This window comes from Aeromicrobium marinum DSM 15272 (assembly GCF_000160775.2).
GTDB lineage: Bacteria > Actinomycetota > Actinomycetes > Propionibacteriales > Nocardioidaceae > Aeromicrobium > Aeromicrobium marinum.
The window spans coordinates 715,588-734,692 of the sequence record NZ_CM001024.1 but is presented as its reverse complement, the minus strand read 5'-3'; the positions used below and the strand labels follow the sequence as shown (position 1 = coordinate 734,692).

At 71.7% G+C, this 19,105-nt stretch carries 16 protein-coding genes; 3 read left to right on the top strand and 13 right to left on the bottom strand.

Annotated features, from left to right (window positions below):
- Positions 1-4 precede the first annotated feature (4 nt).
- From HMPREF0063_RS03920 to HMPREF0063_RS03880, 9 genes are all read right to left on the bottom strand, one after another.
- Positions 5-1,699, bottom strand: a complete 1,695-nt coding sequence (locus tag HMPREF0063_RS03920; protein ID WP_007077360.1) for a dipeptide ABC transporter ATP-binding protein — start codon at positions 1,697-1,699, stop codon at positions 5-7.
- Complete coding sequence (locus tag HMPREF0063_RS03915) at positions 1,696-2,670, bottom strand: ABC transporter permease (protein WP_007077359.1); 975 nt, start codon at positions 2,668-2,670, stop codon at positions 1,696-1,698. The genes HMPREF0063_RS03920 and HMPREF0063_RS03915 overlap by 4 nt, the downstream gene beginning before the upstream one ends.
- Positions 2,663-3,589, bottom strand: a complete 927-nt coding sequence (locus HMPREF0063_RS03910) for an ABC transporter permease (RefSeq protein ID WP_007077358.1) — start codon at positions 3,587-3,589, stop codon at positions 2,663-2,665. The genes HMPREF0063_RS03915 and HMPREF0063_RS03910 overlap by 8 nt, the downstream gene beginning before the upstream one ends.
- Positions 3,590-3,702: 113 nt before the next feature.
- On the bottom strand, positions 3,703-5,298 hold the full coding sequence (locus HMPREF0063_RS03905; protein ID WP_211208754.1) for an ABC transporter substrate-binding protein: 1,596 nt from the start codon (positions 5,296-5,298) through the stop codon (positions 3,703-3,705).
- Between the two features lie 263 nt (positions 5,299-5,561).
- Positions 5,562-6,509, bottom strand: coding sequence for an electron transfer flavoprotein subunit alpha/FixB family protein (locus tag HMPREF0063_RS03900; protein WP_007077356.1), 948 nt, complete (start codon positions 6,507-6,509; stop codon positions 5,562-5,564).
- A 14-nt stretch (positions 6,510-6,523) separates the two neighbouring features.
- Positions 6,524-7,303, bottom strand: coding sequence for an electron transfer flavoprotein subunit beta/FixA family protein (locus HMPREF0063_RS03895; RefSeq protein ID WP_040320510.1), 780 nt, complete (start codon positions 7,301-7,303; stop codon positions 6,524-6,526).
- 213 nt (positions 7,304-7,516) lie between these two features.
- A complete protein-coding gene (locus HMPREF0063_RS16760; RefSeq protein ID WP_007077354.1) occupies positions 7,517-8,905 on the bottom strand; it encodes a hypothetical protein in 1,389 nt (462 codons plus the stop codon).
- Positions 8,847-11,393: a hypothetical protein gene (locus HMPREF0063_RS03885; RefSeq protein ID WP_007077353.1), complete on the bottom strand. Its 2,547-nt coding sequence runs from the start codon at positions 11,391-11,393 to the stop codon at positions 8,847-8,849. Before HMPREF0063_RS03885 ends, HMPREF0063_RS16760 begins: the two co-directional genes overlap by 59 nt.
- 109 nt (positions 11,394-11,502) lie before the next feature.
- Entirely contained in the window at positions 11,503-12,282 is a 780-nt protein-coding gene (locus HMPREF0063_RS03880; RefSeq protein ID WP_040320508.1) for an enoyl-CoA hydratase/isomerase family protein, read from the bottom strand.
- Between the two features lie 187 nt (positions 12,283-12,469).
- On the opposite strand from HMPREF0063_RS03880, the gene HMPREF0063_RS03875 reads away from it, so the two are divergent.
- Together HMPREF0063_RS03875 and HMPREF0063_RS03870 are read left to right on the top strand one after the other, a co-directional pair.
- Complete coding sequence (locus HMPREF0063_RS03875; protein WP_007077351.1) at positions 12,470-14,515, top strand: PTS fructose transporter subunit IIABC; 2,046 nt, start codon at positions 12,470-12,472, stop codon at positions 14,513-14,515.
- A gap of 30 nt (positions 14,516-14,545) precedes the next feature.
- Positions 14,546-14,803, top strand: coding sequence for an HPr family phosphocarrier protein (locus tag HMPREF0063_RS03870; protein ID WP_007077350.1), 258 nt, complete (start codon positions 14,546-14,548; stop codon positions 14,801-14,803).
- 141 nt (positions 14,804-14,944) lie between these two features.
- Here the strand turns inward: HMPREF0063_RS03870 and HMPREF0063_RS03865 are convergent, their stop codons facing one another.
- Positions 14,945-15,436 (bottom strand): GNAT family N-acetyltransferase, encoded by a 492-nt coding sequence (locus HMPREF0063_RS03865; protein WP_040320507.1) that lies wholly within the window; start codon positions 15,434-15,436, stop codon positions 14,945-14,947.
- Positions 15,437-15,851: 415 nt separating this feature from the next.
- Here HMPREF0063_RS03865 and HMPREF0063_RS17305 point away from each other — a divergent pair, with 415 nt between their 5' ends.
- Positions 15,852-16,409, top strand: coding sequence for an NUDIX domain-containing protein (locus HMPREF0063_RS17305; protein WP_083788970.1), 558 nt, complete (start codon positions 15,852-15,854; stop codon positions 16,407-16,409).
- A 4-nt stretch (positions 16,410-16,413) separates the two neighbouring features.
- On the opposite strand, the gene HMPREF0063_RS03855 is transcribed toward HMPREF0063_RS17305, so the two are convergent.
- From HMPREF0063_RS03855 to HMPREF0063_RS03845, 3 genes are read right to left on the bottom strand one after another with little or no spacing between them, the layout of a single operon-like run.
- Positions 16,414-17,370: a DUF8094 domain-containing protein gene (locus tag HMPREF0063_RS03855; protein ID WP_007077347.1), complete on the bottom strand. Its 957-nt coding sequence runs from the start codon at positions 17,368-17,370 to the stop codon at positions 16,414-16,416.
- Positions 17,367-18,125: a hypothetical protein gene (locus HMPREF0063_RS03850; protein WP_040320075.1), complete on the bottom strand. Its 759-nt coding sequence runs from the start codon at positions 18,123-18,125 to the stop codon at positions 17,367-17,369. Before HMPREF0063_RS03850 ends, HMPREF0063_RS03855 begins: the two co-directional genes overlap by 4 nt.
- A 53-nt stretch (positions 18,126-18,178) precedes the next feature.
- Positions 18,179-19,093 carry a tetratricopeptide repeat protein gene (locus tag HMPREF0063_RS03845; protein WP_050760902.1) on the bottom strand — a complete coding sequence of 305 codons (915 nt, stop codon included), beginning with the start codon at positions 19,091-19,093 and terminating at the stop codon, positions 18,179-18,181.
- Positions 19,094-19,105: the final 12 nt, after the last annotated feature.

Here is a 19,105-nt window from a genome sequence, read left to right as displayed (position 1 = left end):
GTGGCTAGTCGTCGCCCGCCTCGACCACGCCGATGGGGATCGAACCGCCCGGGATGGCGTCCAGCAGCGCCCGGGTGTACGGCTCCCGCGGGGAGTCGAACACCTCGGTGACGCTCGCCGCCTCCACGATCCGGCCGTCCTGCATGACCAGCACGTCGTCGGCGATCTGCCGCACGACCGCCAGGTCGTGGGTGATGAACAGGTAGCTGAGCCCCAGCTCGGCCTGCAGGTCGTTGAGCAGCGACAGGATCTGCGCCTGCACCAGCACGTCGAGCGCCGACACCGCCTCGTCGCAGATGACGACCTCGGGATCGAGTGCGAGGGCCCGCGCGATCGCCACCCGCTGACGCTGGCCGCCGGACAGCTCGTGCGGGAACCGGCTCATGACCGTCGTCGGCAGCGACACCTGGTCGAGCAGCTGCCGGATCTTGGCCTCCCGCTCGGCGTCGGTGCCGATGCCATGGGTGCGCAGGGGCTCCTCGATCGAGCGGTAGATCGTGTAGATCGGATCGAGCGAGGCGTACGGGTTCTGGAACACCGGCTGCATCCGACGCCGCAGCTGCAGTTGCGCGCCCTTGCCCGACACCGTGGAGACGTCGACGCCGTCGAACCTGACCGTTCCCGAGGTCGGCTCCAGCAGCCCCAGCACCATCCGGGCGACGGTGGACTTGCCCGATCCCGACTCGCCCACGATCGCCGTCGTCGTGCCCCGCGGCAGGCGGAACGACACGTCGTCGACCGCGGTGAAGTCGGTCGAGGAGAACGGCCCCTTGCCCGGGAGCTTGAACACCTTGGTGAGGTCCTCGACCACGATGACGTCGTCGCGGGTGGACGCGGTGTCGGTGCCGGGCACCTCGGTCGCGGCCTCGCGCACCTCGGTGCGGGCCTGCTGCGACGACAACCGCTGCGAGGCCAACGACGGCGCCGACGACACGAGGCGCCGGGTGTAGGGGTGGCGCGGATCCGTGAGGATCTCCAGGGCCGGACCGGACTCCACCACGCGACCGCGGTACATCACCACGAGGTGGTCGGCCCGCTCCGCGGCGAGGCCCAGGTCGTGGGTGATGAGCAGCACCGCGACCCCGAGGTCGGCGGTCAGCGTCTCGAGGTGGTCGAGGATCTGCTTCTGCACCGTCACGTCGAGCGCGGAGGTGGGCTCGTCGGCGATCAGCAGCTTCGGTCGCGCCGCCAGACCCATCGCGATCAGCGCCCGCTGCCGCATGCCGCCGGAGAACTCGTGGGGGAACTGTCGCGCCCGCCGGTCGGCGTCGGGCAGGCCGGCCTCCTCGAGCAGCTCGACGACCCGCCGATCGGCGGCCTTGCCGGTCGCGACGTCGTTGGCGACCAACGACTCCTTGATCTGCCGGCCGACCCGCCACAGCGGGTTGAGGTTCGACATCGGGTCCTGAGGGACCAGCCCGATCGACGAGCCGCGCAGGGCGACGATGTCACGTCTGCGGGCGTGCGCGATGTCCTTGCCCTCGAACAGGATCTCGCCGCCGGTGACCTCTCCGGTGCCCGGCAGCAGACCGATCACGGCGTGCGCCGTGGTGGACTTGCCGGAGCCGGACTCGCCGACGATGGCCACGGTCTGCCCCGGGTACACGGTCAGACTGGCGCCGCTGACCGCCGGGACGAGATCCTTGCCGTCGCGGAAGGCGACGCTCAGGTCGCGGACCTCCAGCAGGGGGGTGCTCATGACTTCCTCGCCTTCGGGTCGAGCGCGTCCTTGACCGCATCACCCAGCAGGATGAACGCGAGCACGGTCAGCGCGAGGGCGGTGGCGGGCACGAACATGACCGAGAGGTTGTCACCGGCCCGCACCAGCACCTGCGCGTCGGAGATGTCGTTGCCCCACGAGATCACCTGGTTGGGCAGCCCGAGTCCCAGGAACGACAGGGTCGCCTCGGTGACGATGAAGATGCCCAGCGAGATGGTCGAGGTGACGATCACCGGCGCCAACGAGTTGGGCACGATGTGCCGCACCAGGTTGGCCCGCGGCGACGCGCCGATCGCCTTGGCCGCGTCGACGAACTCAAGGTTCTTCACCGTGAGCACCGCGGCCCGCATCTGCCGGGTGATGCTGGGCCACGCGAACAACGACAGCGCCAGGATGACCGCCATGCAGCCGCCCCAGAAGCCGCGGTCCGGGAAGACGTTGTTGAGCACCGAGAGCGTCACGATCGCGGCGAGCAGCAACGGGATGGAGAAGAAGATGTCGGCGATCCGCGAGATCACCGCGTCGAGCCAGCGGCCGTAGAAGCCGGCCACGGCACCCGTCACGACGCCGATCAGGGCGACGATGAGGGTCGTGACCACGCCGACGAGCACCGAGGCGCGCGCCCCGTAGAGGGTGCGGGCCCAGACGTCGCAGCCCTGCTGGTTGAAGCCGAAGGGATGGCCGCTGCGCGCCGGGCCGAGCGAGTCGCTGAGCTGGCAGAAGGTCGGGTCCTGGCTGGTGAAGAGCCCGGGCACCGCCAGCATGATCGCCAGCAGGAACAGCAGCACGCTGGACACCCAGAACAGCGGGTTGACCCGCATCCGCTTCCAGGCCTCCTTCCACTGGCTCTCGGGCGGGGCGTCGTCGTCGACGGAGTCGACCGCGCGCAGGGGCGTCTCCTCCAGCGGGGCGACCCAACGCTCCTGACCGGGGCGGGGAGTCTCAGACATAGCGGATCCTCGGGTCGAGTGCGGCGTACAGCAGGTCGACGATCAGGCTCGTGGCGACGTAGATCAGCACGAACACCGTCACGACCGAGACGATCGTGGGGGTCTCACCTCGTTGGATGGCCCCGAAGGCCAGACCGCCGACGCCGGGGATGTTGAAGATGCCCTCGGTGACCACCGCCCCGGCCATGAGCGTGCCGAGGTCGACACCGAGGAACGTCACGACGGGCACCAGGGAGTTGCGCAGCACGTGCCGGTTGGTCACGGTGCGTTCGGACAGGCCCTTGGCCCGTGCCGTGCGGACGTGGTCGGCGGTCAGGTTCTCCGAGACCGCGGTGCGCGTCAGGCGCAGCACGTACGCGAACGAGACGAGTCCCAGCACGATGGCCGGCAGCAGCAGGTTGCGGAAGGAGGCCTCGCCGCCCACCGTCGGCGGGGCCCACCCCAGCTGGACGCCGACGATCAGCTGCAGCAGGAAGCCGAACACGAAGATCGGCACCGCGATGACCAGCAGCGAGGTCACGAGCATGGTGGAGTCGAACAGCTTGCCCCGGCGCAGACCGGCGATCGTGCCGGCGATGACGCCGAGCACCATCTCGATGACCAGGGCCATGCCGGCCAGTTTCAACGTGACCGGGAAGGCGCTCGCGAGCAGGTCGGTGACCGGCCGGCCGCTGAAGGCGGTGCCGAAGTCGAGCGTCAGCGCGTCCTTGAGGAACAACAGCCACTGCACGACGAAGGGCTTGTCGAGGTTGTACTGCATCTCGATCTGGGCCTTGACGGCCTCGCTGACCGGCTTGTCACCGAACAACGCACCCACCGGGTCACCCGGGCGCAGGAACACCAGCGCGTAGATGATGAACGTTGCTCCGAGGACCACCGGGATGGTCTGGAGCAACCGCTTGCCGACGTACCACCACACGGGAGCCTCCTGGGCCGGGATTGCCGATCACGAGAGGTCGCGTGGGGTGGCGCCGCAGCGCCACCCCACGCGACCGTCGTGCAGATCAGACGGGACGGGTCAGACCGGGTGGGTCAGCCGTTCCACGGGTTGATCTCGTTGGCCTGCTCCCACAGGTCCTTGGCCCGCTCGGGATCGAACTCGAGCACGTCGCTGCCCTCCAGGGCGTCGTTGTACCCGGGCATGACCGGCGAGCTGAAGTCCCGCGCCGGCGTGCGGCTGCCGTTGAAGATCGCGTCGGTGATCTCCTCACGGTTGATCGCCAGGCTGATCGCCTGACGACGCAGACGACCCTCCTCGTCGTCGCCGAAGTGCTCGAGCGAGAACGGGATGGTGAACGACTGGAACACCGAGCCGGGCACGTTGAACGACTGCACGTTCTCGTCCGTCTCGTAGGTCGTCAGAGCACTGTCGGGCACGGTCTTCAGCACGTCGAGGTTGCCGGCCTGCACGTCGGTGTAGGCGGCGTCCAGGTTCGTGTAGAAGGTGAAGGTGATGCCGTCGTTGGCCGGGACGACGTCACCCACGTAGTTCTCGTTGGGGACCAGCGAGATGCGGACGTCGTCCTCCCAGGCGTCCGGGCCGGCCAGGCGGTACACGCCGTTGCCGATCGGGTTGCGGCCGAAGGCCTCCAGGTCGTCGAAGGCCGTCGCGGGCAGCGGGTAGAACGCCGAGTAGCCCAGACGGTCCGGGAAGCTCGCCTCGGGCTGGTTCAGCTCGATGGTGAACGTCGAGTCGTCGACCACGGTCAGACCGGACAGGCCGTCGGCCTCGTCGGCCTGCGCCTCGTCGAATCCGGCGATCGGGTAGTAGAAGTACGAGTTCAGCTGGGCGTTGGAGCCCACCGCGCCGTAGTTCCAGGCATCCACGAAGGAGCTGGCCGTGACGGGGGTGCCGTCCGCGAACTGCTGACCGTCCTTGATGACCACGGTCCAGGTGAGGTTGTCCTCGGAGGTGATCGACTCGGCCACGGCGTTGACCGCGGTGCCGTCGGACTCGTAGCGGACCAGGCCCTCCCACAGGTTGTCGATGACGTTGCCGCCACCGGTCTCGTTGGTCGCCGAGGGCACCAACGGGTTCTGCGGCTGCGAGCCGTCGACCGTGATGGGTCCGCCCTCGGGCTTGCTGATGGACACGTAGTCGGGCAGGTTCTGCCACGTGAAGGACACGTTCTCGACGTCGAGGGCGGCGACCGCGGCGACGTTGGAGTACCACAGCGGGATGGCCGGCAGGTCCTGCAGCAGGACCTCCTGGGCCTGCTCCTGCAGGCTGAACGCCTCGGCCTGCTCCTGGGCGCCGGAGACCTGCGTCATGAGGTCGTCGAACTCCTCGCTGGAGTAGTCGCCGTCGTTGGAGCCGGCTCCGGTGAAGTAGAGCGGCTGCAGGTAGTTGTAGATCGACGGGTAGTCCGGCTGCCAGCCGGTGCGGAAGGCCGTCGTGATCGTCCGGTCGACCACGTCGTTGCGCAGCTCGTCGAAGGTCGCGTAGGAGCGGCCCGAGGCGTCGATGTCCAGGTTGTTGCGCAGCTGGTTGGAGACCGCGTCGACCCAGGCGTCGTGTCCGCCGTCGCCGTTGTAGGCGATCTGGAACGAGTCGGAGTCACCTCCGCCGCTGTCGTCCCCGCCTGAGCAGGCTGCCAGGACCAAGCTGCTGGCAGCGACTGCCGCCACCAGGCCCGTCAGGCGATTACGCCGAGTGAGACGCATCCGATTCCTCCTGTGTCGTCATGCTGGGGCGCCCGGCTTCCGTACCGGGCGCGCAGCATCCATACCTATCACCGGGCAGAGCCACCTGAGTAGTCACTTCGGGCTACTTCATCAAACTGACACCTGGTTCGAGGCAACCATGCCGACCGGCCCGGAGGGACTACGGACGCACCGAACCCCCGGGACCGCGAGGCCCGGGGGTTCGGTGGGGTGGTGCGTGGAGCGGATCAGCCCTTGCGCTTGGCGACCTCGTCGGTGGCCTGCGGCAGGACCGTCTTGAGGTCTCCCACGACGCCGAAGTCGACGAGCTCGAAGATCGGCGCCTCCTCGTCCTTGTTGACCGCGACGATGGTCTTGGACGTCTGCATGCCGGCGCGGTGCTGGATGGCACCGGAGATGCCGTTGGCGACGTACAGCTGGGGCGACACGACCTTGCCGGTCTGACCGACCTGGAACGAGTGCGGGTACCAGCCGGAGTCGACCGCGGCGCGCGAGGCGCCCACGGCGGCACCGAGGCTGTCGGCGAAGGCCTCGACCTCGGAGAAGTCGCCACCGGTGCCACGACCGCCGGAGACCACGATGGCCGCCTCGGTCAGCTCGGGACGTCCCGAGGCCTCCTTGGGCTTGCTGGAGGTGATCTTGGCGCCCTTCGCGGCGTCGGAGACCTCACAGGTGACGGCCTCGACGGTGCCGGCGCCCGTGACCGCCTCGGGTGCGGTCGAGTTCGGCTTGACCGCGATGACCGGGACGCCCTGGGTGACCTTGGCGTCGACGGTGAAGTTGCCGGCGAACACCGACTGAGTCGTGACGATGGCACCGTCGGCGACCTGGACGTCGACGGCGTCGGTGATCAGGCCGGAGTCGGCGCGCAGGGCGACCCGGGCGGCGATCTCCTTGCCCTCGGCGGACGACGGGACGAGCACGGCGGCCGGGCTCTTCTCGGCGACGAGCTGCGAGAGGGCCTCGGCCTTGGGGGCCACGAGGAACTCGTCGTAGACGGCGTCGTCGAACTGGTAGATCTTCTCGGCGCCGTACTCGGCGAGCGTGCTCGGGACCGAGCCGCCGAAGACGACGGCGGACGGTTCGCCGATGCGGCGGGCGATGGTCAGGAGCTCCAGGGACGGCTTGGTGGCCTTGCCCTCGGGAGCATCGATCAGCACGAGAACTTCAGTCATGGACGTGCTCCTTCTCAGACGAACTTCTTGGCGGCGAGGAAGTCGACGAGCTTGGAGCCGCCGTCCCCCTCGTCGGTGACGATCTCACCGGCCGTGCGCGGCGGGCGAGGCGTGGACGACTCGACGGCCGACCAGGCGTTGTCGAGACCGACGTCGCCGGCGTCGACACCGAGGTCGGCCAGGCTCCAGCTCTCGACGGGCTTCTTCTTCGCAGCCATGATGCCCTTGAACGACGGGTAGCGGGCCTCGCCGGTCTGGTCGGTCACGCTGACGACGAGCTTGCCGCTGGCCTGGATCTCCTGCGTGGCGGCGTCGCCGTCACGACGGATGGTGACGGTGTCGCCGTCGACGCTGACCTCCGAGGCGAACGTCACGGCGGGCAGGCCGAGGCGCTCGGCGACGAGCGTCGGGACGATGCCCAGGCCGCCGTCGGTCGACGCCATGCCGAAGAACACCAGGTCGTAGTCGAGCTTCTCGATGGCCTTGGCCAGCACCAGGGAGGTGGCGAACGCGTCGGAACCGGCGATGGCGTCGTCCTCGACGTGGACGCCTGCGTCGGCGCCCATCTGGAGAGCCTTGCGGACCGCGTCGGCGGCGTCGGCCGGGCCGACCGTGAGCACGGTGACCTCACCCTCGCCGGCCTCGACGACCTGCAGCGCCTGCTCGACCGCGTACTCGTCGAGCTCGGACAGCAGACCGTCCACGCCCTCGCGATCGACGGTGTTGTCAGAGGTGAAGGTGCGGTCTGCCGTGGCATCCGGCACGTACTTGACCGCCACAACGATCTTGGTCACGAGGACCCTCCTGGGACGTTCGGGGATCACGGAGCCGGGCTTCGGCACCGCGGCCATCGTCGATGGCTGTCGGGTCCACTCTGCCACTGCGTCGTCCGCGGCGGGAGTCGGCCCGGTTCACCCGCATGCTACCGAGTCGTAGCACGAGCGGCGACCCGTGCGCCGCATGCCATGGGTCACACGGCCGGGCCCGCCCGTGCGCCGTCGCCTCCGTCAGCGGGGCGCGGCCTCGACCCGTGCCCGCAGCACCGACTGTGCCGCCAGACCCACCACGAGGTAGATCATCGATCCCAGACCCCACGCGACGAGTGATTCCTTCTTGTCGGCGTTCGTGCCGCTGAAGTCGACCAGACCCTGCAGCGGACCGGTGAGCACGTTGCACACGGACTCGAGTGCGCCGAAGAACCCTCCGCCGTCGGCGCCCAGCGCCACGATCAGGGCGCCGACCGCCAGGACGACCGAGAAGATGAGTCCCGCCGCGCCCACGACCGCGGCTGCGGCCGCGAGCGCCTTCTTCGTGGTGCCGTTGCCACCGGGGAGATCCGGAGGTTCCGGCACCTCGTCGTGACGGGCTTCGGCGACCTGGGCAGCCTTGGCCTGCTGCTTCTCCTCGCGGCGACGCAGCTTGTCCGCCGCGGCGCCGGCCTTGCGGGCCGCGCGCTCCTCGGCCGCCTGCCGCTTGGCCTCGAGCTTCTCGGCCTTGCGGGCGGCTCGCTCGTCGCCCGTGTCGCGGACCTCGACCGGTTCGGGCTCGGGGTCCGGCTCAGGTTCGGGCTCCGGCTCGGGTTCCGGCTCGGGCTCGGGTTCCGGCTCGGGCTCGGGTTCCGGCTCGGGCTCGGGTTCCGGCTCGGGCTCCGGCTCCGGCTCCGGCTCCGGCTCAGGTTCCGGCTCCGGCTCGGGCTCCGGCTCCGGCTCGGGCTCCGGCTCCGGCTCCGGCTCAGGTTCCGGCTCCGGCTCCGGTTCCGGCTCCGGCTCCGGCTCGGTCGATTCGACCGCGAGGATCTCCTCGACCAGGGCCTCCTCGACGGCGGCCTCGTCCTCGACGGGCACGGCGTCCACCGGTGCGTCGTCAGCGGTCTCCTGCACGGCCGGCTTCGGGGCACGTCGCCGCTGCTCGCGTCGGGCGATCTTGGCCTCGCGCCGGGCGACAGCGGCCGCAGCGCGGGCCTCCTGTCGCTCCCGCCGCGCGACCTGTCGCTCCTGCAGAGCCCGCTGCCGCGGGGTCAGCTGCTCGACGGGCTCGGGATCGCCGTCCCCCGTGGTCTCGTCGACCACGGTGAGGTCGATCCGGACGTCCTCGACCGCCTGCGGGGCCTCCGTCGACTCCGACGCGAGACCCTCCTGCGTGCCGGTGTCGTCCGCCTCGGCGTCGGCGGACTGATCGGCGTCGTCGTCCGCGACGATGTCACCGGCCGTCGGCGCCCGGAACGGCGCCCACCGGCGCCGCGGGGTCTCCTCCGGATCGTCCTCGGGAGGAACGACGGCTTCTCCTGCCGCAGCGAAGCTCGCGGCGGCAGCGGCGATCGGGTCGGCCCGGGTCAGGTCAGCTGCGTCGGATGTTTCTTTTTTTGGTCGGGGGGGCGAGGGCTCCGGACTCGTCATTCACCTCCCGGAGCGATTCGCCCTCGGCGGTCTCGCCTGCATCAGGCTGGTCCTGCTCGGGGTCTGCGGCGGGCTCGTCGACGAACTCCTCCACGGCGGGCGCCGGTGCAGCGAAGCTGGATTCCTTCGCCGACTGGTTGGCCATGACGATGTGGGACTGCGCGACCCGCTCGGCCTCCGCCTCGGCAGCAGCGACCCACTCCATGGCCGTGCGCTCGGCCTCCTGCAGCTTCTGCTCGGCGGCCTCACGCGCGGCAGCGACCGCGCGGCTGAGCCGGTCCTGCGCATCCCGCTTGGACTCCGCGGTGAGTCGCTCGGCCTCGGCGCGCGCCTCGGCGACCCGCTGCTGGGCGTCCGCCTCGGCCTGCGCGGCGACCCGGCGGGCCTCCTCCTGGGCCTGGGCCACCCGTTCGGCGGCGTCACGCTCGGCCTCGGCGACCTTGCGCTCGGCGTCCTGCCGGGCCGCCTCTGCCTCGGCGTGCTGGCGACGCTCGGCGTCGGCCCGCGCCTCTGCGGCCACCCGGGCGGCCTCCGCCGCCTCGGCAGCGACCCGCTCGGCCTCCGCCTGGGCCAGCCGGACGCGTTCCTCGGCCTGCCGCTCGGCGTCGGCCAGTCGGGCTGCCGCCTCGACGCGCTGCGCCTCTGCGTCGCGAGCCAGCTTCTCCGCCTCGGCGTTCGCGCGCTCGACCAGCAGCTTCGCCTCGTCGCGCTCGCGGGCCAGCTCGGCCGCAGCCTCCTCGTGCCGGACGGCGGCGGCGGAAGCCAGGCGCTCGGCCTCGACCTTGGCCGCCACCAGCTTCTCCTCGGCCTGACGCTCGGCATCGGCGATGCGCACGGCGATCGCGACCCGCTCGGACGCCACCTCCTGCGCATACTTCTCGGCCTCGGCCTTGGCGGCGGCGACGTGGGCCGCCGACGACTGCTCGGCCTCCTTGACGATCCGCTCGGCCTCGGCGGTGACCTCGGCCAGACGGGCGTCACCGTCGGCCCGCTCCTGGCCCAGCTGCGCGAGGGCGGCCTCGCGGTCCTCAGCAGCCTTGCGTGCGACCTCGTCGGCCGCGGCACGTGCCTGGTCGATCTGACGCTGAGCATCGGCCTCGGCGGCCTCGAGTCGACGTTGCGCGGCCTCCTCGGCTGCTGCCTCCGCCTCGGCCATGCGGCGCTCGGCCGTGGCCTTGACCTGGGCCTCGGACTCCTCGGCGAGGCGCTGGGCCTCTGCGGTGGCCTCGGCGATGCGCTGCTGGGCCTGCCGCTCGGCGTCGGCGCGTGCGGCCTCGACCCGCTGGTCGGCGGCGAGCTGGAGCTCGGCGATCTTGGCGGCGGCCGCCTCGCGCTCGCGCTCGATCTCGCGGGCGACACGGTCGGCCTCGGAGCGGGCGGCGGCCACGCGCTCCTCGGCCGCCTGCTCGGCCGCGCGGAGGGTGGCCTGGGCCAGCTCCCGCTGGGTGGTCTCGTCGGCCTCGAGCCTGGCGGCGACCTCGGCCCGCTCGCGGGCAGCCTCGTCCATCAGGCGCGAGGCCTCGGCACGGGCAGCCGCGACACGCTGCTGAGCAGCGGCGCTCGCCGCCGCGAGCTTCTCGGCGAAGGTCGGCCCGGCAGCAGGCTGCGCGGGCGGGTCGGCGTCGAAGGTGAACTCCGACGATGCGGCCGGAGCCTGCTCGGCCACCGGTTCGGGCTCGGGCTGCTGCTCGGCCACCGGTTCGGGCTCGGGCTGCTGCTCGGCCACCGGTTCGGGCTCGGGCTCCTGCTCGGCCACCGGCTCGGCGACCGGCTCCGGCTCGACCTCGGGCGTCTGCTCGGGCTCCGGAACCGTGGCGCCAGCTTCCGGCGCGGACCCGGCTGCCTCATCGAGCTGCGGGTCGGCGTCGGGCTCGACCTCGGCGTCCGGCGTCTCGGCGGCGGCCTGTGCGGCGGTCACCGGGGCTCGCAACGCGGCCAGGCGCGATCCGAGCGTCATCTCGGCCGGCTTCTCGGGCTCCGGCTCCGGACGGGACCACGACGACCAGCTCGGCAGTCCGTCGTCCTCGACGACGACCGGGTCGGCGTCGAGCTCGGCAGCGATCTGGTCGGGCGGCGTCGAGGCTGCGGACCGGGCGGCCTCGAGCTTCTGCGCAAGGGTCTGCTCGGCCGGCTTCTCGTCGGCCCGGTGGTCGTCGGACGCCGAAGCGGTCTCGGCGGAGGGCTCCTCGTGCGACGTGGACTCGTCGCCGTCATCGGGGTCGGTGTCCTGGGAGTCGTCGGCCCTGGCCCCACGGCGACCGCGCTGCGCGCGCGCTGCGGCTCGCTCCTGGCGACGCTGTTCGAGGGCAGCAGCCTTGGCAGCACGAGCCGCGGCCCGCCGCTCGCGCGGGCTCAGGGATCGGTCCTCGTCCGCTGCAGCAGTGGCCTCGGCCTCGTCGCTGTCCCGACTGTTCAGGACGTCCGCGGCGACCTGCAGGGGGTCCGATCGCATGCGATCGGACGCCGGGTTCTGGTCTGAGTCCGTCATGACTCCCTCTCCTTGCGCGACCGTGTTGTCACCGTCCCGGGCCAGTATGCCTCATGCGATCGGTCGTATCGGGGACTCCCCGCACGGCCCCGGGCCAGCGCGTCGAGCCTCAGCGACCCGTGAACGTGGCCCGCCCCGGACCGTCCTCCACGAAGGACGTCATGCCCGCCGTGCGGTCATCGGTGGCGAACAGACCGGTGAACTCCAGGCGCTCGATCTCCAGACCGCTCTGCAGGTCCACCTCGAGTCCACGATCGATGGCGCTCTTCGCCGCCCGCAACGCCAGCGCCGGGCCCCCCACGAACTGCGTGGCCCACTCGACGGCTGCCGTGTGGACGTCGGCGGCGGGGACCACCCGATCGACCAGGCCGATCTCGAGCGCCTCGGCGGCATCGACGAAGCGTCCGGTGAAGATCAGGTCCTTCGCGCGGGCCGGGCCGACCAGCCGGGCCAGCCGTTGGGTGCCACCGGCGCCCGGGATGATGCCGAGGCCGATCTCCGGCTGTCCGAGCTTCGCGGAGTCGGCGGCGATCCGGACGTCGGCCGCCAGCGCCACCTCGCAGCCGCCACCGAGCGCGAACCCGGTGATGGCGGCGACCGTCGGCTTGCCGATCGCCGCGACCGCACGGGTGAAGTCCTGCAGCAGGTGACCGTGGAGGACCATCTCCTGGTAGGTCATGGTCTGCATCTCCTTGACGTCCGCACCGGCGGCGAAGACCCGCTCACCGCCGTAGAGGACGACGGCGGCCACGTCGTCACGTCGGTCGGCCTCGACGGCGGCCTCGATGATCTCGCGCTGCATCTGCGCGTCGAGAGCGTTCATCTTCGGACGGTCCAGGCGCAGCGTCCCCACGCCTGCCTCGACCTCGAGCCGGACGAACTCACCCATGACGGCCTCCTGCGTCGTGACCACCGCGGTCGGCGGCCTGCGTGTCGCAGCATAGACAGGGTCGGGCGGACCGGCCGGAGAGCCCGTCACCCGGACGTGCTTGACATCACACTCCCGCCGGTGTTCACTGTGAAAGCCACACAAGACCACATCAAATCCACATGAACTCACGCGGGAAGCAGCAGCCATGTCAGACCTCGGACTCATCACCACCGATCTCGTGTCACTCGACACCGACCTCGGCACCGACGCCGCCGCCGTCATCGGTGCACTGGCCACCCAGGTGGCGGCCGCCGGCCGTGCCGGCTCGGCCGACCGGCTGCGCGACGACGCCCTGGCCCGCGAGGCGCAGTCGGCCACCGGCCTGCCCTGGGGCATCGCCATCCCCCACTGCCGATCGACGGCCGTCAGCAGTCCGACCCTGGCCTTCGCCCGGCTTCGGCCGGCCGCCGACTTCGGCGCGGCCGACGGTGGCGCCGACCTGGTCTTCCTGATCGCGGCCCCCGAGGGCGGGGACTCCGACCACCTCACGCTGTTGTCGGCCCTGGCCCGCTCGCTCGTGCGACCGGACTTCACCGCGGCCCTGCGCGCGGCACCCGACGCCGAGGCCGTCGTGTCGCTCGTGAACGAGGCGATCGCCCCGGACGCGGCTCCCACCGCGCAGGCCGCTCCGACCGCCGGCGTCTCGATCGTGGCCGTCACGGCGTGCCCCACCGGCATCGCGCACACCTACATGGCGGCCGACGCACTGACCGCCGCCGCCGACCGGGCGGGGGTCACCCTGACCGTCGAGACCCAGGGGTCGTCGGGCTCCACCCCCGTGGCCGCCGACGTGCTGCGGCGGGCCGGCGCGGTCATCTTCGCCACCGACGTCGGCGTGAAGGACCGCTCCCGGTTCGTCGGCAAGCCGGTCGTGGCCAGCGGGGTCAAGCGCGCCATCAACGACCCGGACGCCATGATCGCCGACGCCGTCGCCGCGGCCTCCGACCCCGCTGCAGCCACCGTGCAGGCCGAGGCCAAGGACGCCGCCTCCGAGCCGTCGGGCACGACCTCCGGCGAGGCCGGGATCGGGCTCAGGCTCCGGCAGTGGTTGCTGACCGGAGTCAGCTACATGATCCCGTTCGTGGCGGCCGGCGGTCTGCTGATCGCCCTCGGCTTCCTGCTGGGCGGCTACGAGCTCGCCCTGACCCCCGAGGGTGGCGACGCGAACAACGCCACCCTCTTCCTGCAGAGCAACTCGCTGCTGAACCTCCCGGACGCGCTGCCGCAGGCCGCGTTCGACAGCAGCCTGTTCACCTTCATCGGCGCCCTGCTGTTCCTCCTGGGCGGCTGGGCGTTCTCGTTCCTGGTGCCGGCCCTCGCCGGCTACATCGCCTACGCGATGGCCGACCGACCGGGCATCGCCCCCGGCTTCGTCATGGGTTTCCTGGCCAACCAGATCGGAGCCGGGTTCCTCGGGGGCATCGTGGGCGGCCTGCTCGCGGGCCTCGTCGCCGGCTACCTCGGCCGGCGCCCGACCCCTCGGTGGCTCGCCGGACTGATGCCGGTCGTCGTGATCCCCCTGGTGACCACGATCGTCGCCGGTCTCCTGATGCTGCTGGTGCTGGGTCGCCCCATCGCCGACGCAGCCGACGGCCTGACCGACTGGCTCAACGGCCTGTCCGGCGGATCGGTCGTGCTGCTCGGCGCCATCCTCGGGGCGATGATGGCCTTCGACCTCGGCGGTCCGGTCAACAAGGCGGCCTACGTGTTCGCCACGACCGGCCTCACGGCCGGGGCGATCGCCGGCGGTGACTCCACCGAGCTCAAGATCATGGCCGCGGTGATGATCTCCGGCATGACCCCTCCGCTCGCCATGGCGCTGTCGACCGTCCTGCGGCCCCGCCTCTACAGCAATGCCGAGCGCGAAAACGGCAAGGCTGCGTGGCTGCTGGGTGCCTCGTTCATCAGCGAGGGAACGATCCCGTTCGCCGCCGCCGACCCGTTGCGGGTCATCCCGGCGATGATGCTCGGCTCGTCGGTCGCCGGCGCCATGGCGATGGGCACCGGGGTGACCCTCGCAGCACCCCACGGCGGCATCTTCGTGCTGTTCGCCGTCGACAACGTGGCGTGGTTCCTGGCCTCGCTGCTCGTCGGTACCGTCATCAGCGCGATCGCCGTGACCGCGCTCAAGGAGGTCACCCGACCGGCCGACTCGCCGGTGACCGACGCTCCCGTGCCCGCCACCGTCTGACCGACCATCCACCTGCCCGAGAGGACCACCATGGCCACCACCACCGTCACCGTCGGATCGTCGGTCGGACTGCACGCCCGTCCCGCCGCCACCATCGCCCAGGCCGCCACGGAGGCCGGGGTCCCGGTCACCCTCGCGACCGCCGGAGGGGTGCCGGTCGATGCCGGCTCGGCCCTCATGATCATGACGCTCGGCGCGAAGGCCGGCGACGAGATCACCGTCGAGAGTGACGACGAGGCGACCCTGGCCCGCATCGCGGAGCTCGTCGCCACCGACCTCGACGCCTGAGCTCCCCCCACTCCCCCGCTGCTTGCCTCCCCCGCTGGGAGTGACGTTTCTGCCCTCGAAACACCTCTTCTGGGGCAGGAACGTCACTCCCAGCGGGTTGGTGAGGTCCCGCGGGTTGGTGAGGTCCCGCGGGTGGTGAGGTCAGGGGGTGGGCGGGGCTCCGAGGGCGGCGAGGGCCGGGCCCGAGAGTCGGTAGGTCGACCACCCGTCCATGGGCCGTGCGCCGAGCGACTCGTAGAAGGCGATCGAGGGAGCGTTCCAGTCGAGCACGGACCACGTGAGACGTGAGTAGCCGCGTGCTGCGCACAGGCGGGCCAGGGTCGCCAGGAGGTCCCGCCCCGCTCCCCTGCCCCTGACGTCCGGCCGGACGAACAGGTCCTCGAGGTAGATGCCGTGCGCGCCGTCCCACGTGGAGTAGTTGAGGAACCAGATCGCGGTGCCGACCACGTCGTCGTCGACGACCGCCACATGGGCGAACAGCGCCGGGGCGTCCCCGAACAACGCCGTCCGGAGCTGGTCGACCGTCACGGTGCAGCTGTCCGGTTCGCGCTCGTACGCGGCCAGCTCGTGCACCAGCGCATGGATCCGTGGGACGTCGTCGGTCCGGGCCGGCCGGACGGTGGTGTCGCTCATCGCACCATGGTGGCCCACGTCGACCGGGGCGCGGGCCACGGCGGCGCGTCGTACGGTGGACCCGTCCGCCGTCTCGTCCCCGGGAGCCCGCATGTCCGACCCCCTGCCCGCAGCCACCGGCGAGCTCCGGGACGGCGACCTCGTCCTCCGGCCGACGCGCAGCACCGGCGGGTTCGACGGCTTCGCGGTCCTCGTCGACGACGAGCGGGTCGGCTCCGTCGCCCTGCGCGAGGAGTCGGCGGGGGTCCGTTCGGCGCGCTGGAACCTGGGCACCGGCCCCGACGCCATGACGTGGGCCGTCCGCACCCTGCGTCTGGTCTTCGACCACACCTTCGGCGAGCTCGGCGCGACGCGGGTCGAGGCGCGGGTCCCGGTCGACCGCACCGCCGACATCCGGGCCGCGTCGATCGCCGGCATGCGACGTGAGGGAGTGCTGCGCGGCGGGTCCGACGCCGACCGGGTCTTGGTCGCGCGCCTGGCCGACGACCCACCGTTGGACAGCCGCGACGCCTTCATCGCCATCCTGAACGCGGGACTGCCGACCAAGCGCGTCATCAGCCAGGGCCTGGTCCGCGACCCGGCCGGTCGGGTGCTGATGTGCGAGCTGACCTACAAGACGGAGTGGGACCTCCCCGGGGGCGTGATCGAGGTCGGGGAGTCGCCCGCGGTCGGTCTCGTGCGCGAGCTGTCCGAGGAGCTCGGCGTGACCGTCGAGGTCCGGGGGCTGCTGACGGTGACCTGGCTGCCCGCGTGGCGCGGCTGGGACGACGCGTGCATGTTCCTGTTCGACCTCGGCGTCGCCGAGCCCGAGATCGTCGACACGTTCGACCTGCAGGCCAACGAGATCGCCGCCGTCCACTGGTGCACGCCGGACGACCTGTCCGCCCGCGCCACGGCGGCGTCGCAGGAGATGCTGCGTCACGTGCGCGAGGGGACGGTCACCGCCTACCGGGACGCTCCCCTGGCACCCTGACGCGTCAGTCGGCCAGACCGACGAATCCCCCGAACTGACCGATGGCCCGCGGGGCGCCGTCCCCCGGGGGCAGCTGCAGCAGCACCTGGTGCCGGTACTGCAACGTCCCGGAGCCCGTGATGCCCTCGTCGAGGAACGCCGCCTGGGCCGAGCCCTCCGGCCACCGCACCGACAGGCCGGCCGGGACCCGATAGGTGTCGTCCCTCGCCAGGGTCACGAAAGCGAGAGCGCCCCCGTCGCTGGTGCGGAGCACGAAGCGGACGTCCTCGGCCGCCCAGGACTGCTCGAAGTCGACCCCGTCGAGGGAAGCGTTCTGGTCAGCGAGGCGGCGCATCTGCAGCACGAAGTCGTCATCGGTCCCGTCGCTGTCGGGGTCGAGCCCCGCGAGGGTCTCGGCGTAGGCGACCGCGGCGTCCTGCGGGGACGCGGCGAGACCTCGCCCGTTGGCGGGGTCGACCGTGACCGCGACACCCTCGCCGCCGGTGCGGATCGACGGCAGCTCGGCATCGGCGACGACCTCCGGGGTGGCCACCAGCAACCACGGATCGACCGCCCGCGTCCGCTCGAACACCTGCACCCGCTGCACGTCCGCGTCGGCCTCGCGCACCACGGCGACGAACCACAACGGGTACTCGCTGAACACCGGCGTGAGGACCCGGCGCACCTCGATGGGACCGATCTCGGCCCGGTCGGTCGAGAGCTGCTGGGCCACCTCGAACGACCCGGTGTCGATGGCCAGCACGGCTCCGGACTCCACGATCGACAACGGCCGGGGGTCGAGCAGACCGATCGCGGCATTGCGGACCTCGCGGTAGCGGTCGAAGATCTCCTGGGCACGGTCGGCGGTGACGGCCGGCTTGTTCACCTCGACGGCGGACCGTTCACGCGGGATCGTGCAGCCGGCAGCCAGGACGGCCACCACCAGGAGCCCGGCGACGGGCCGCAGCGCGCGGCGGTTCATCGCTCCTCCTCGGCCGGCTCGTCGACGACCTCGACGTCACCCAGCTCGTCCAGCTCGTCGGCCGAGATCTCGTGCTCCACCCCGTCCTCGTCGACCCACACGAACACTTCCTCCTCGATGACGTGGTGGCCCGCGGCATCCAGGGTGACCACGTCGGCGAACCCGGCTCCACGGCGCAGCAGCAGGCCGGCCCAGAGCAGCCCGGCCCCGAACATCGCCAGGCTCGCTCCCTGCCCGAAACCGCCGCGGACCCCGTACGCGAAGGTGACCTCGAGTCCGGCCAGGTTGGCCGAGCCGACCGACAGGATCGCCACCGACACGGTCTCGTCCGGCAGGGGGAGGCTGATCATCGCCCCACCGAGCCCGGCCTGGTCGGCGATCCACCAGTCCAGGGCCGTCGGGGCACTCGGCAGGTTCGCGTCACCGTCCACCTCGCGGGACTCCACGGTCCACGGCGTGCTGAACGAGGTCACCTCGATGCGGGCGGTGTCGCGCAGGTAGTCCTCGACGTCGACGGAGTTGCCGACCCCCACGAAGACCGGCTTGCCGACCGGCAGCTCGGCCAGCAGGTCGACCTGCAGCCCGCGCCACGACACGACCCCCGGGGCGGTGACGACGGCCACGCCGTCGGTGTCGACGGCGTGGGGGCCCGTGACGAAGCGACCGTCCGGCCCCAGCAGGACCATCACGGTGGCACCGAACAGCAGCAGGACGCCACCGAGACCGGTGACGGCCCACGCGGCCTTGTTCTGCATCGACGACTCCCTGTGGCGCACTCAGCGCGCCGTCACCCTACCTGCCCGAGCCTTCAGAACAGGGCAGTGGCAAGACGTCGACGCGCCGCGGCGACCCGCGGGTCGGCCACACCGACCACCGTGAACAGCTCGAGCAGTCGCTCACGGACGCGTTCACGCTCGGCACCTGCCGACCGCGCCACCAGGTCCAGCAGCCGGCCGAAGGCGTCCTCCACGTGTCCGCCGCTGACGTCGAGGTCGGCCACCAACAGCTGCGCGTCGACGTCGTCGGGAGCGTCGCCAGCGGCCTGGCGCGCAGAGGTGAGGTCCGCGCCATGGGTGCGATGCATCAGCCGGGCGCCCGCCAGCCGCTCCTTGACCTCGTCGTCACCCGGGTGCTGCGCGGCGAGCTTCTCGTACTCGGCCACGGCCAGCGCGAGGTCGCCGGTGGCGAACGCGGCGTCGGCCGCCGCGAACCGCGGGTCGTCGACCGGGTCGTCGTCGGGCTCGGCCACCGGCTCGCCCGATCCCACCGGGTCGGCGCGTCCGGTCAGACCGTTCTGGGCGGCGACCCGGATCAGCTCGTCGAAGTACGAGCGGATCTGCTCGTCGTCGACGGTGCTCTGGAAGAGCGGGACCGGTTGACCCTTGACCAGGCCGACCACGAGCGGGACGGCCTGGGCGCCGAGCGCCTGGCCGATGCCGGGCTGGCTGTCGACGTCGACCTGCACCAGCAGGATCTGCCCGTCGTAGGAGTTGGTGACCGCCGCCAGGCGGGCGTTGAACTCCGGGCCCTGCGGCGAGCGGGGGGACCACAGGCTCAGCACCACGAGGTGCCGCAACGACGCCTCCAGGGCGACGGTCTGGAAGTCCTGCTCGGTGGCGTCCACCACGTAGCCGGCGCCGGCAGGACCGGGTGCACCGGCCGCGGCGGGCGGCCGTGGAGCGAGGGCGGACAGGTCGATGGCGCCTGGTCGCGAGAAGTTCATGCCCACCATCCT